Source organism: Marichromatium sp. AB31 (assembly GCF_003718685.1).
Lineage (GTDB): Bacteria > Pseudomonadota > Gammaproteobacteria > Chromatiales > Chromatiaceae > Marichromatium > Marichromatium gracile.
The window spans coordinates 19,338-32,640 of sequence record NZ_RHFI01000008.1 but is presented as its reverse complement, the minus strand read 5'-3'; the positions used below and the strand labels follow the sequence as shown (position 1 = coordinate 32,640).

Genomic DNA, 13,303 nt, shown 5'->3' with positions numbered 1-13,303 from the left:
GGCGATGCACGAACTCCTGGCCCAACTGTTCGGCTACGCGCGCGGCATGTGGCGTTACCGCTGGCTCGCGCTCGTCGTCGCCTGGGCGATTGCGATCGCCGGATGGACCATCGTCTCGCGTATCCCCGATGAGTATCGCTCCTCGGCGCGGGTGTTCGTCGACACCAACAGTGTGCTGCGGCCTCTGCTGCGCGGTCTGACCATCCAGCCGGATCTGGTGCAGCGCGTGGCGCTGATGAGCCGAATGCTGCTGAGCCGACCGAATCTGGAAAAGATCATCCGCATGAGCGATCTGGATCTGAAGCTGCGCACCGAGGCCGAGCGCGAGCGGCTGATCAGCGATCTCGGCAACAAGATCAAGATCCGTGGCGATCGCTCCAACCCCTCGCTCTACACCATCTCCTTCGAGGATCGCGATCCCCAGAGCGCCAAGCTGGTGGTGCAGTCGCTGGTGTCGATCTTCATCGAGGAGGCGCTGGTGAGCGATCAGCGCGCTACCTCCAACGCCCAGGACTTCCTCGATCAGGAAATCGAGGAGTACGAGGCACGGTTGCGTGACTCCGAGCACCGTCTCGCCGATTTCAAGCGTCGCTATGCCGGGTTGCTGTCGGGAGATATCGGCAGTTACTACTCCAACCTCCAAGCGGCGCAGAAGGAGCTCAAGGACGCCGAGCTGACCCTGCAGGAGGCCAAGCGGCGTCGTGATCAGCTCCAGCAGCAGATCGAGACCCAGGAGCAGGCGCTGGAGAACGCCGAGGCGCTGGTTCCGCAATTGCCTGATGATCCGCGCATCGCTGCGCTGCAGACCAAGCTCGACGAGCTGCTGCTGCGCTACACCGAACGCCACCCCGATGTCATCGAGCTGCGCCGATTGATCCGCGAGATCCGCTCGCGTCAGCAGCAGCGCAACGAGATCACCGGTAGCTCGCTGATGGCCACCACGGTACAGGCCGACAGCCTCTATGGCAGCCTGCGCATGGCGCTCAGTCAGGCCGATGCACAGGTGGCGGCACTGCAGGCGCGGGTCGATGATCATGGCCAGCGGGTGCGTGACCTCGATCAGAAGATCGACACCATCCCCGAGATCGAGGCGGAGCTGACCCAGCTCACCCGTAACTACAAGACGATCGTCGCCCAGCATGCCGAGTTGCTCGAGCGGCGTGAATCGGCGCGGCTCTCGAGCGAGGTCGAGAAGACCGCCGAGGGGGTCAAGTTCCGCGTCATCGATCCACCAGTGGCGCCGCTCAAGCCCTCGGCGCCGAACCGGCTGCTGCTCGCCAGCGGCGTGTTGCTGGTCGCCCTCGGTGGCGGTCTGCTCGCCGCCCTGGCGATGGATCTGGTTCGTCCCGTGTTCGACGATCGGCGGCTGCTCTATCGTGCCACCGGTCTGCCGGTGCTCGGCACCGTGGCCCTGGTGCGCTCGCCCACCGAGCGCAGACGTGAACGGGTCATGCTGATCCCGTTCTTCGCGATGACCGTGGGGCTTGCGGTCGCCTTCATCTTAGTTGTCTCCGGTCTGCCGCTGTTGCAGTCTCTCATCTAGTCCGACACACGGACATGCAGGGGGTATCCTTGTGAGTACCATCGAAAAGGCCATTGCCAAGATCGGTCGCCAGGGCGCAGTGGAGCCTGGCGTTGCCGATTCGTCCACCGGTTGGGCGACGTCCGCAGGGAGGCAGGGGCACGTATCGGAGGGAGCCATCACCGACCCGGGACGGGTCCAGCACCTGGCGCTCGAGCGTCTGCGTGCCCAGGGCTTGCTGACCCCGGATGCCAAGCGCTCACAGCTGGCCGAGGAGTACCGGCTGATCAAGCGTCCGCTGCTGATGAATGTCGACAAGAAGGGTGCCGACATCGTCGATAACGCCAACATGATCATGGTCACCAGCGCCCTGCCGGGCGAGGGCAAGACCTTCTCGGCGATCAACCTGGCGATGAGCATCGCCATGGAGCGCGATCGCACGGTGCTGCTGGTCGATGGTGACGTGGCCAAGCCGACCGCGGCCAAGCGCCTGGGGATCGAGGCCGAGCTGGGGTTGACCGATCTGCTCGACGGTAGCTGCGACTCGGTGGCCGACGTACTCGTGCATGCCGATGTGGCCAACATGCGCATCCTGCCGGCCGGGCGTCGTCACGAGCGTGCCACCGAGCTGCTGGCCAGCGAACGGATGAGCATGGTCATGGCCGAGCTCTCGACCCGCTACAGTGATCGTGTGGTGATCTTCGACTCACCGCCGCTGCTGCTGGCCAGCGAGAGCGCGGTGCTGGCCGAGATGATGGGGCAGGTGATCATGGTGGTGGCTGCCGAGCAGACGGGGCAGCACGCGGTCAACGAGGGGTTGGCGCGACTCGGCGAGGACAAGATCATCGGGTTGCTGCTCAACAAGTACCGCCCCGGGCTCGGCAATCGCTATGGCACCGGTTACCGATATGGTTATGGATACGGATACGGTTATGGACAAGCGCCAACGGCGGACGAATCGGCGGCCCAGCCCGGCGTCTGACCCGGGTCCGTGCTGTCGGGGAGTGGAGTCATGCTGAAGCCCGCGCGGCATCGTCATCTGGTGTCGTTGTGCCTGTGTGCGACCGCGCCCCTGATCTGGGGCGCCGCCTGGGGCGCGGACTGGCGGCTGTCGCGTCAGCTCAGCGTCAACGGGGTCTATACCGACAACCTCTCGCTCTCCGAGGAGGATCAGGGCAGCGACTTCTATGTCGAGCTGACCCCGGGCTTCGTGGTCTCAGGCAAGGGAGGGCGCGCGGAACTCGATCTCGCCTATTCGCTGCAGTACCTCAACTATCTCAGTTCGGACAGCGGCGACCGGGCCAATCACCGCCTGCAGGGCAACGGCCGGGTCGAGCTGCTCAGGGAGCGGCTGTTCGTCGATGCCAAGACGACAGCGCGCCAGGAGTTGATCGACCCACTTGGTCCGACCAGCGGCGATGCCACCAACCGCTCCGATAACCTCCAGACCAGTTACACCTACGAGATCTCGCCTTCTTATTACGAGCGCTTCGGTCGTCGTGCGGAGCTGACCGCGCGCTTCTCCAACAACGGGGTCTTCTACTCCGACGAGGGCAGTGACAGCATCGGCTACGATGGCTCGATCGAGCTGCGCAGTGGTCCGGCCTTCGGCACCACCAACTGGGCCCTGTTGATCTCTTCCGAGCAGATCGACTACCAGGACGACGAGGTGCCCTCGGATACCTATTCCGATGCCAGCTTTCTGCTCGGCAACCAGCTCTCGCGGCGCTGGCGCCTCGACGCCACCCTGCTCTACGAGGACAACGACTACACCTCGCGTGATGGCACCAGTGGGGCCGGTTGGGAGCTGTCGACCACCTGGACGCCGACGCCTCGGACCTCGCTGCGGGTCGGTGTCGGTCACCGCTATTTCGGCATGACGCCGGTGCTCGACTTCTCCCATCGCAGCAAGCGCTCGATGTGGCGCGCGAGCTATGCTCGCGATGTCTCCAGTGCGCGGGGCGATCGTCTCGATTCGGAGGTCTTCGCGTTCGAGGACGTCTTCGGCGATCCGACCGTCCCCGAGGTGACCGCACCCTTCGAGGTCACCGACGACACCGCGGCACCGACCACCGGAACCTATATCAGCAACACCTTCGAGACCAGCTACACCCTGCAGACCCGACGCAGCACCCTGGGGGCCTCGCTCGGCTATGTGCTGCGCGAGTACGAGGCCACCGCGGAGGATCAGTCGACGATGCGCGCCCGGCTGTTCTGGAGTCGGCAACTCTCCGGCCTGACCCGCTCCAACCTCACCCTCGGCTGGAGCCGGAGCGAGCTCGACCAGACCAGCGTGACCGATGGCAGTGACGAGCGCGACGAATACACCCTCGATGCCGGACTGAGCCGGCGCGTCGGCACCAACACCCGGGTGGCGCTGCAGTATCGGTTGAGCAGCTCCGATGACATCACCGAGAACCGCGTGACCCTGGGCCTGGTCACCAGCTGGTCGGACTGAACGTGCTGGATGCCGTCCCGTCCCCATCCCTTCGCATGCGTCCGGCGCCGGAGCGGCGTCCGGGGCAGAGCCCTGTCGCGAGTCCGTCAGCCATGCTGAACGCCATGACCATCGACGTGGAGGATTACTTCCAGGTCTCCGCCTTCGAGCGTCACATCGCTCGCACCGACTGGGAGCAGATCCCCTGCCGGATCGAGCGCAACATGGATCGAATCCTCGAGCTGCTCGAGCGTCATGCCACCCGCGCGACCTTCTTCACCCTCGGCTGGATCGCCGAGCGCCATCCCCGGGTGGTGCGCGAGCTGGTCGCCGCCGGGCACGAGCTGGCCTGTCATGGGTTGGCCCATGTGCGCGTCACCCAGCAGACGCCGACGTCCTTTCGCGAGGATGTGCGCCGCAGCAAGGCGCTGCTCGAGGACATCGGCGGGGTCGAGGTCCGTGGCTATCGCGCGGCCAGCTACTCGATCGATCGCGACAACCAGCGCTGGGCGCACGAGACGCTGTACGACTGCGGCTACCGCTACAGCTCCAGCGTCTACCCGGTACGTCATGATCTCTACGGCATCCCCGAGGCGCCGCGCTTTGCCTACCGACCGCTCGCCGGGGTCGAGGACTTCGTCGAGATCCCGATCACCACCAGCACGCTCCTCGGGCGCCGCCTGCCCAGTGGCGGCGGTGGTTTCTTCAGACTCTATCCCTACGCGCTCTCGCGCCAGGCGATCCGACGGATCAACCGTCGCGAGGGGGCCGCCGCGATCTTCTACTTCCACCCCTGGGAGATCGACCCCGACCAGCCCCGTGTCGGCGGTCTCCCGCCGCGTACCCGGGTGCGTCACTATCTCAACCTGGCACGCACCGAGGCGCGGCTCGAGCGCCTGCTCCAGGATTTTCACTGGGGACGCATGGACCAGGTCTTTCTCGAACCGCAAGGAGTGTCTGTTCGCCGATGATGGACTCGCCATCGACCGCCCCCGCCGACCCGGACACGTCAACCGCCGCAATCCGTATCGCCCGACTCGAGACGGACGCCGATCTCGCCCGCTGGGACGCCTTCGTCGACCGTCACCCCGAGGCGACCTTCTTCCACCGCGCCGGCTGGAAGCAGGTGCTCGAGCAGGGGCTCGGTCATCGTGCGCCCTTCCTGTACGCCGAGCGTGACGGCGAGCTGTGCGGCATCCTGCCGCTCGGCGAGATCCGCAGCCTGTTGTTCGGGCGCGCGCTGATCTCCACCCCTTTTTGTGTCTACGGCGGCGCGGTCGCCGACGACCCGGAGGTCCGCGGGCTGCTCGAGGCCGAGGCCTGCCGGCTCGCCGAGACCGCCGGGGTGGGGCACCTGGAGCTGCGCGAGCGCGAGCCGCATCACCCGGAGTGGCCGGGCAAGGCGCTCTATGCCACCTTCCGTCGAGCGATCGATCCCGACCCCGAGCGCAACCTGCAACAGATCCCGCGCAAGCAGCGGGCGATGGTGCGCAAGGGGATCAAGGCGGGGCTGTCGAGCCGCTTCGACGACGGCGTCGATGCTCTCTATCGGGTCTACAGCGAGAGCGTGCGCAACCTCGGCACCCCGGTGTTCCCGCGTCGTTATTTTCGCGTGCTCAAGCAGGTCTTCGGCGATGATTGCGAGGTGCTGCTGGTCGAGCACCAGGGCGCGCTGGTCTCCGGGGTGATGAGCTTTCGCTTCCGCGACGAGGTGCTGCCCTACTATGGCGGCGGCACCCAGGCGGCGCGCGCGCTCAAGGCCAACGACTTCATGTACTGGGAGGTGATGCGCCGGGCCTGCGTCGACGGCGCGCGTACCTTCGACTTCGGGCGCAGCAAGCGCGGCACCGGGGCCTTCGACTTCAAGCGCAACTGGGGCTTCGAGCCCGAGCCGCTGCACTATGCCTATCGGCTGGTGCGTGCCAGCGAGCTGCCCGACGTCAACCCGCTCAACCCCAAGTATCGGCTCTTCATCGCGGCCTGGAAGCGGCTGCCGCTGCCGCTGAGCCAGCTCATCGGCCCGCTGCTGGCCAGGAATCTCGGCTGAGGACCACACCCGGACATGGATGATCTGCTGTTTCTGGTCCACCGCATCCCCTATCCACCGAACAAGGGCGACAAGATCCGTTCCTTTCACCTGCTGCGCTTCCTCAGCGAGCACTATCGGGTGCACCTGGCGACCTTCATCGACCAGCCCGAGGACCGCGTCCATCGCGCGCGTGTCGCCGAGTGCTGCGCGAGCAGCTGGTTCGGTACCCTCGATCCGCGCCGCGACAAGTTCCTGAGCCTGCGCGGGCTGCTCGGCGGCGAGCCGTTGACGCTCACCTATTACCGCGATCGCGCGCTGCGGCGCTGGCTGCGCGAGACTCGCGCGCGTCATGCCATCGGTCGCGTGCTCGCCTTCTCCTCATCGATGGGCCAGTACCTGTTCGATCCGGCCTGCGCCGATCTGCGCCGGGTGATCGACCTGGTCGATGTCGACTCGGAGAAATGGCGCCAGTACGCCGCCGAGAGTCCGCCGCCGATGCGCTGGGTCTATGCCCGCGAGGCGCGGCGACTGGGCGCGTTCGAGCGTCGCCTGGCCACCGCCTGTGATGCCTCGACGCTGGTCTCCGAGGCCGAGGCGGCGCTCTTTCGTGAGCGGCTCGATGACGCCTCGGCGCGGGTCGAGGTGGTCGGCAATGGTGTCGACACCGCGCACTTCGCCGTGGCTCCCGGGACGCCATCGCCCTATCCGGACCTCGCCCCCAGGCTGGTCTTCACCGGCGCCATGGACTACTGGGCCAATGCCCAGGGCGCGGCCTGGTTCGCCGAGCAGGTGCTGCCGCGGATCCGCGCACGTCGGGCCGATGCCGAGTTCTGGGTGGTGGGGATGAATCCGACCCGCGCGGTGCGCCAGCTCGGGCGGCTGCCCGGCGTTGTGGTCACCGGCGCGGTGCCCGACGTGCGACCCTATCTGCAACATGCCGCCGCGGCGGTGGTGCCGCTGCACATCGCCCGCGGTATCCAGAACAAGGTGCTCGAGGCGATGGCGATGGCGCGTCCGGTCATCGCCACCCCGCAGGCGCTGGAGGGGATCCCGGCGGCCCCGGGGCGCGAGGCCCGGGTGGCCGAGGCAGTCGAGCCCTTCGCCGCCGAGTGTCTCGCCGCGCTGGCGACGTCCGATGACCCGATGGGCGCACAGGGTCGGGCGCTGGTCGAGCGCCATTTCGCCTGGGAGGCGACCCTGCCCAGGCTGGTCGAGCTGTTGGAGGGTGGATCATGAGTCGAGTCGACTGGTTGTCCCGACCGCTCTCGCCGCGGGCGCGGCTGATCTGGCTTGCGCTGCTGCTGCTCGTGCTGCTCGCCGCCTTCTGGCCGACGGTTGCCGGGATGATCGAGATCTGGACGCGCTCGGAGACCTTCACCCACGGCTTCCTGGTGCTGCCGGCGGTGTTGTTCATGATCTGGCGCGAGCGCGCCGGGCTGCGCGGGGTGGTGCTGCGCGGCGAGCCGCTGGCGCTGCTGGCGATCGCCGCCGGGGGGCTGGTGTGGCTGCTGGCGCGGCTCACCGAGGTGGCGGTGATCGAGCAGCTGGCGCTGGTCGGGCTGAGCTGGGCGCTGATCGGGCTGGTGCTCGGCCGGACGATGCTGTGGCGTCTGGCCTTTCCGCTCGCCTTCCTGCTGTTTGCGGTGCCCATGGGCGAGGGGTTGATCTACCCGCTGATGGAGTTCACCGCCGCCTTCACCGTCAACCTGCTGCGCCTGACCGGCATCCCGGTGTTCTGGGACGGCACCTTCTTCAGCATCCCCAGCGGTGACTGGTCGGTGGTGGAGGGCTGCAGCGGGGTGCGCTATCTGATCGCCTCGCTCTTCCTCGGGGTGATCTACGCCTATCTCAGCTATCGCTCGCCCTGGCGCCGGCTTGCCTTCATCGTCCTGGCGGCGGTGGTGCCGCTGCTCGCCAACGGGTTGCGCGCCTATCTGATCGTGATCATCGCCCACCTCAGCGACATGCGCCTGGCCGTCGGCGTCGATCACCTGATCTACGGCTGGGTGTTCTTCGGGCTGGTGATGTTCGTGCTCTTTCTCATCGGCGGGCTGTGGCGCGAGCCGCCGCGCGCCGAGCCAGAGACGCCGACGGTGTCCTCCACCGCCGATCGGCGGGGCGCGCGGCGGCGTGGCGGACACGCGCTGCCCGCGCTCGGGCTGGCGTTGCTGCTCGCCTGGCCGGCGCTCGCCGCCGACCTCGAGCGCCCGCGCGCGATTCAGCCGCTCGCGCTCGCGCCGCTCGCGGCCCCCGCCGGCTGGACGACGGGCGCGGCCTTCACCGAGTGGCGCCCGACCTATCTCGGCGCGAGCGCCACCCTGGAGCAGGTCTTCGTCCGCGATGGCGAGCCCGTCGGGTTCTATCTCGCCGGTTATGCCGGCGAGGGCGGCGAGCTGGTCAACTCGCAGAACGTGCTGGTCGCGCAGAAGCACCCGAGGTGGAAGATGCCGCAGCAGGCGCCGCGTCGCGAGGACCTTGCCGGTGGCTCGCTGGGGCTGATCGAGTCGCGGGTACGGACCCCCGAGCAGACCCTGCTGGTGTGGCACTGGTACTGGATCGACGGCGCGCATCTCGCCAACGACTACCTGGCCAAGCTTCATGAGGCGCTGGCGCTGCTCCAGGGGCGCGGGCGTCACGAGGCCGGGGTGGTGATCTACACCCCGCTCGGACTCGATCCGCAGGCCGCGCGCGCGCGGTTGCGTGCCCTGGCCGAGCGGTTGCGCCCCGCGCTCGACGCCCTGCTCGATGCCCCCAGTCGTCCCGCCGCCGGAGTCCATGATGGCCGAGAATAATCCGCCGCTGATCGTCCATGTCATCCACCGGCTCGCCGTCGGCGGGCTGGAGAACGGACTGGTCAACCTGATCAACCGCACCCCGGAGGGGCGCTATCGTCATGCGATCCTCGTCCTCGAGGGCGTGGATCCTGACTTCCGCGCGCGCATCGAGCGACCGGTCGAGGTCCACGACCTCGCCAAGCGCCCGGGGCAGGACCTCGGGCTCTATCTGCGGATGTGGCGCGCGCTGCGGCGGCTGCGCCCGGCGATCGTCCATACCCGTAACCTCGCCACCCTGGAGATGCAGCTCCCGGCGCGATTGGCCGGGGTGGCGCACCGCGTCCACGGCGAGCACGGGCGTGACGTCCACGACCTCGACAACACCCGCCGCCGGTATCGCTGGCTGCGCCGTGCCTTCCGTCCGCTGGTCGAGGCCTACATCCCGCTCTCGCGCGAGCTGGCCGAGTATCTGCGCGAGGATGTCGGGGTCGCGCCCGAACGCATCCACACCATCCGCAACGGGGTCGACGAGCAGCGCTTCCGCCCCGCGCGGCCCGACGAGGAGCCGCGCGCGGTCCTGCCCGCGGGCTTCGCCGGACCGGATGACCTCGTCATCGGCACCGTCGGGCGGCTCGAGCCGGTGAAGGATCAGGCCACCCTGGTGCGTGCCTTCATCGCCCTGGTGCGCGAGGACCCGGCGCGCGGCGCGCGGTTGCGGCTGGTGCTGATCGGCGACGGCTCGCAGCGCACCCGGCTCGGCGCCCTGGTCGATGCCGCCGGGCTCGGCGCCCAGGTGTGGTTCGCCGGCAGTCGCGACGATGTGCCGGCCTGTCTGCGCGCGCTCGATCTGTTCGTGCTGCCCTCGCTCGGCGAGGGCATCTCCAACACCATCCTCGAGGCGATGGCCTCGGGGCTGGCGGTGGTGGCGACCGAGGTCGGCGGCAACGGCGAGCTGGTGGTGGCCGGGGAGACCGGCGCCCTGGTGCCGCGCGACGACACCCAGGCACTTGCCGCCGCGCTGCGGGGCTATCTCGCCGATCCGGCGCTGGCGCGTACCCAGGGCGCGGCGGCGCGCTCGCGAATCGAGGCCGAGTTCGGACTCGACACCATGGTCGCGCGTTATCTCGAGGTCTATGACGGGCTCCTCGCGGGGCCGGGGGAGTAGGACAGTCCATCATGTGCGGAATCGCAGGCATCTTCGACACCCGGGGACCGGGGCCGATCGACCCCGAGCTGCTCGGGCGGATGAACGAGGCGCAGCATCATCGCGGCCCGGACGACGGCGGGGTCCACATCGAGCCCGGGGTGGGGCTGGCGCACCGACGTCTGTCGATCATCGACCTCTCCGGCGGGCATCAGCCGCTGTTCAACGAGGACGAGACCGTCGCCGTGGTCTTCAACGGCGAGATCTACAACTTCCAGGAACTGGCCGCCGAGCTGCGCGCCGCCGGGCACCGCTTCCGCACCCACAGCGACACCGAGGTGATCGTCCATGCCTGGGAGGCCTGGGGCGAGGCCTGTGTCGAGCGCTTTCGCGGCATGTTCGCCTTCGCCATCTGGGATCGCGGACGCGAGACCCTGTTCCTCGCCCGTGACCGGCTCGGCATCAAGCCGCTGCACTACGCGCTGCTCGACGACGGCCGGCTGCTGTTCGGCTCCGAGCTGAAGGCGCTGCTGGTCGACCCGACGCTGCCGCGCGCGCTCGACCCCCAGGCGATCGAGGAATACTTCGGCTTCGGCTACATCCCCGATCCACGCACCATCTTCGGCGCGGTGCGCAAGCTCGAACCCGGTCATACCCTGACCCTGCGCCGGGGCCGCACGGCGCCGCCGCAGCCGCGCCGCTACTGGGACCTGGATTTCGCCGACAACGGCGTGCGCGATCTCGATCGCGCCGGCGAGGAGCTCATCGAGCGGCTGCGCGAGGCGGTGCGTATCCGTCTGATCTCCGAGGTGCCGCTCGGTGCCTTCCTCTCCGGCGGGGTCGACTCCAGCGCGGTGGTGGCGATGATGGCCGGGCTCTCCGAGCAGCCGGTCAACACCTGCTCGATCTCCTTCGGCGATCCGCGCTACAACGAGTCGCGCTATGCCGAGCAGGTGGCCGGGCGCTTCGCCACCCGGCACCTGGTCGAGTCGGTCGATCCCGACGACTTCGCCCTGCTCGAACGGCTCTCGGCGCTCTACGACGAGCCCTATGCCGACAGCTCGGCGCTGCCGACCTATCGTGTCTGCGAGTTGGCGCGCAAGCGCGTGACCGTCTGTCTCTCCGGCGACGGCGGCGACGAGAGCCTCGCCGGCTATCGCCGCTATCGCTGGCATCTCTACGAGGAGCGGCTGCGCCGGCTGTTGCCGCAGGGGATGCGCGGGCCGCTGTTCGGGCTGCTCGGGCGGGTCTATCCCAAGGCCGACTGGGCGCCCAAGGTGCTGCGCGCCAAGTCGACCTTCCAGGCGCTGGCGCGCGACTCGCTCGAGGGCTATTTCGAGAGCGTCTCGATCCTTGGCGACGGGCTGCGTCAGTCGCTGTTCTCGGCCGATTTCAGGCGCGAGTTACAGGGCTATCGCGCCGTCGAGGTGCTGCGTCGTCATGCCGAACGCGCCCCTGATCATCCGCTCTCGCGGGTGCAGTATCTCGACCTCAAGACCTATCTCCCCGGCGACATCCTCACCAAGGTCGATCGCGCCAGCATGGCCCACGGGCTGGAGGTGCGGGTGCCGATCCTCGACCACCAGCTGCTCGAGTGGAGCGCCGGGCTCGCCCCCGGCCTCAAGCTCTCCGGGCGCGAGGGCAAGTATGTGTTCAAGCGCGCGCTCGAGCGCCATCTCGACCCGGAGATCCTCTATCGTCCGAAGATGGGCTTCGCGGTGCCGCTCTCGGCCTGGTTCCGCGGGCCGCTGCGCGAGCAGGTGCGCGAGACCCTGCTCGGCGACCGGCTCGCCGACACCGGGCTGTTCGACAGCAAGCAGCTCGCCTGGATCGTCGACCAGCATCAGTCGGGGATGCGCGAGTTCAGTCCGGCGATCTGGAGTCTGTTCATGTTCGCCGCATTCCACCGGCGGGTGATCGACGGCGAGGGCTGAGGGAGATCCCGGTCGGCCATCGCCGGTGGGACAAGGAAGAGAGAGGAGGGAGGCTGGTGCGCGAGGGGGGACTTGAACCCCCACGGATTGCTCCACTGGAACCTAAATCCAGCGCGTCTACCAATTCCGCCACCCGCGCAAGCGCGTCATTCTATACCGAATCCACCGCGAGATTAAACGGGCGCCGATCGCCATCGGCGCCCGTGTCGTTCAGGGCGTGACCGTGGTCAGGCCGACGCTCACCCAGTCCTGCATCCCGCCGCGATACCACTTGAGCTTGTGCAACGGATAGCCGATCTCGACCAGGTTCTTGATGTTGGCGGTCGACTGCGGGCACCAGATGCCGTTGCAGAACAGCACCAGTGTCTTGGCCTCGCCGAAGTCCCAGCCGCCCCCGGCCAGTGGTTCGGCGGCGAACTCGTCGGCCAACACGTGGCGGAAGGTGTCGGCCTCGGTGGGGGTCTCGAAGGTGCCAGCGTTGTCGCGGCTGATGGTGTTCCAGGGGATGTTGACCGATCCCGGGATGGTGCCGCGCAGTACCCAGTCCGGGGTGCGCGAGTCGACCACCAGGATGTTGTCGTCGCCCTGCTCGATACGCTTGAGATAGTCGAGCAGCTCCAGCTCGCCGATGGTCTCGACGCCGGGGACGGCGACCATCGGCTGGACGCAGAAGGGCGGGCAGCCGCGATCTGTCTTCTGGAACGCCTCGGGCAGGGTCGCGTCGCGGTCGTGACCGCGGGCGATGGTGACGCTCTCGCCCTGGTGGGTGACGGTGACCGATTCGATCTCGGGGGAGATCCGGTTCTCGGCGGCCGGTGCGGCGGTAGCGACGCCGAGCGCGCCGGCCAGCGCGACCAGGATCAGGGTGCTGTTCGCGTGCATGGAGGTCTCCTGGGCTCAGGGTTGGCGGATATAGTCGGGGAAGTCGGCGTCGCGCTCGCGCAATGCCTGCGCGTGACCGAGTTCGCCCTGGCGGCGGGCGCGTTCGGCGAGCGCGACGGCGGCCTCAAAGTCACCGGCGCGGGCCAGTCCCTGCGCCTCGGCGATCAGTTTGGCGGTGTCGCGCCACTCGCCGCCGACCGCGTCGGCGCGCGCGCGTGCGGCCTCGGCCGCGGCGATCGCCGCCTCGGCTGCGGCGGCGCCGGGCTCGGTCTCGTCGCGTTGCGCCTGTTCGTAGGCATGGGTGTCCTGGGCGATCGCCTGCTCGGCGATCCGCACCGCCTTGGTGTATTGGCGCGAGGGCAGCAGCCCCGCCGCGCGTTCGATCAGCGCCGCGGTCTCGGCGACCTCGGCCCCGGCCTCGACGGCGCGTTCGTGAGCGGCGCGCGCCGCGGCGATCGCCGCCTCGGCCTCGCTGCGGTGGGTGGCCCAGGCGGGTGCGATCATCAGTGTGGTGAGCGCCAGAACGAGGGTGAAGCGGGCGCGGGTGCGAAATGGCGTCATGCCGTCATCTCCTCTGGTGC

General features: G+C 68.4%; 11 protein-coding genes and 1 tRNA gene. 9 read left to right on the top strand and 3 right to left on the bottom strand.

Going from position 1 to position 13,303, the window contains the following annotated elements; all coding sequences use genetic code 11:
* The first annotated feature begins 4 nt into the window (after positions 1–4).
* The 9 genes from EBL84_RS07930 (at position 5) to EBL84_RS07890 (ending at position 11,840) form a co-directional block, all read left to right on the top strand.
* Positions 5–1,543: an XrtA system polysaccharide chain length determinant gene (locus EBL84_RS07930; RefSeq protein ID WP_123140325.1), complete on the top strand. Its 1,539-nt coding sequence runs from the start codon at positions 5–7 to the stop codon at positions 1,541–1,543.
* Between the two features lie 31 nt (positions 1,544–1,574).
* Positions 1,575–2,504 (top strand): XrtA-associated tyrosine autokinase, encoded by a 930-nt coding sequence (locus EBL84_RS07925; protein ID WP_123140324.1) that lies wholly within the window; start codon positions 1,575–1,577, stop codon positions 2,502–2,504.
* 30 nt (positions 2,505–2,534) lie between these two features.
* Entirely contained in the window at positions 2,535–3,980 is a 1,446-nt protein-coding gene (locus tag EBL84_RS07920; RefSeq protein WP_123140323.1) for a TIGR03016 family PEP-CTERM system-associated outer membrane protein, read from the top strand.
* Positions 3,981–4,072: 92 nt separating this feature from the next.
* Positions 4,073–4,930, top strand: a complete 858-nt coding sequence (locus tag EBL84_RS07915) for an XrtA system polysaccharide deacetylase (RefSeq protein ID WP_123140322.1) — start codon at positions 4,073–4,075, stop codon at positions 4,928–4,930.
* On the top strand, positions 4,927–6,006 hold the full coding sequence (locus EBL84_RS07910; RefSeq protein WP_123140321.1) for a FemAB family XrtA/PEP-CTERM system-associated protein: 1,080 nt from the start codon (positions 4,927–4,929) through the stop codon (positions 6,004–6,006). The genes EBL84_RS07915 and EBL84_RS07910 overlap by 4 nt, the downstream gene beginning before the upstream one ends.
* Before the next feature lie 15 nt (positions 6,007–6,021).
* Complete coding sequence (locus EBL84_RS07905) at positions 6,022–7,224, top strand: TIGR03087 family PEP-CTERM/XrtA system glycosyltransferase (RefSeq protein WP_123140320.1); 1,203 nt, start codon at positions 6,022–6,024, stop codon at positions 7,222–7,224.
* On the top strand, positions 7,221–8,780 hold the full coding sequence (gene xrtA / locus EBL84_RS07900; protein WP_123140319.1) for an exosortase A: 1,560 nt from the start codon (positions 7,221–7,223) through the stop codon (positions 8,778–8,780). Before EBL84_RS07905 ends, xrtA begins: the two co-directional genes overlap by 4 nt.
* Positions 8,767–9,927 (top strand): TIGR03088 family PEP-CTERM/XrtA system glycosyltransferase, encoded by a 1,161-nt coding sequence (locus tag EBL84_RS07895; protein WP_123140318.1) that lies wholly within the window; start codon positions 8,767–8,769, stop codon positions 9,925–9,927. The genes xrtA and EBL84_RS07895 overlap by 14 nt, the downstream gene beginning before the upstream one ends.
* Before the next feature lie 11 nt (positions 9,928–9,938).
* The gene (locus EBL84_RS07890) at positions 9,939–11,840 is read left to right on the top strand and encodes an XrtA/PEP-CTERM system amidotransferase (protein WP_123140317.1); all 1,902 of its coding nucleotides are present in this window, start codon (positions 9,939–9,941) and stop codon (positions 11,838–11,840) included.
* 54 nt (positions 11,841–11,894) lie between these two features.
* Here EBL84_RS07890 and EBL84_RS07885 read toward each other — a convergent pair.
* From EBL84_RS07885 to EBL84_RS07875, 3 genes are all read right to left on the bottom strand, one after another.
* Positions 11,895–11,979, bottom strand: a tRNA-Leu gene (locus EBL84_RS07885).
* Between the two features lie 71 nt (positions 11,980–12,050).
* Positions 12,051–12,722 carry a rhodanese-like domain-containing protein gene (locus tag EBL84_RS07880; protein WP_123140316.1) on the bottom strand — a complete coding sequence of 224 codons (672 nt, stop codon included), beginning with the start codon at positions 12,720–12,722 and terminating at the stop codon, positions 12,051–12,053.
* A 15-nt stretch (positions 12,723–12,737) separates the two neighbouring features.
* Positions 12,738–13,283, bottom strand: a complete 546-nt coding sequence (locus tag EBL84_RS07875) for a hypothetical protein (RefSeq protein WP_123140315.1) — start codon at positions 13,281–13,283, stop codon at positions 12,738–12,740.
* Between the last annotated feature and the right edge of the window lie 20 nt (positions 13,284–13,303).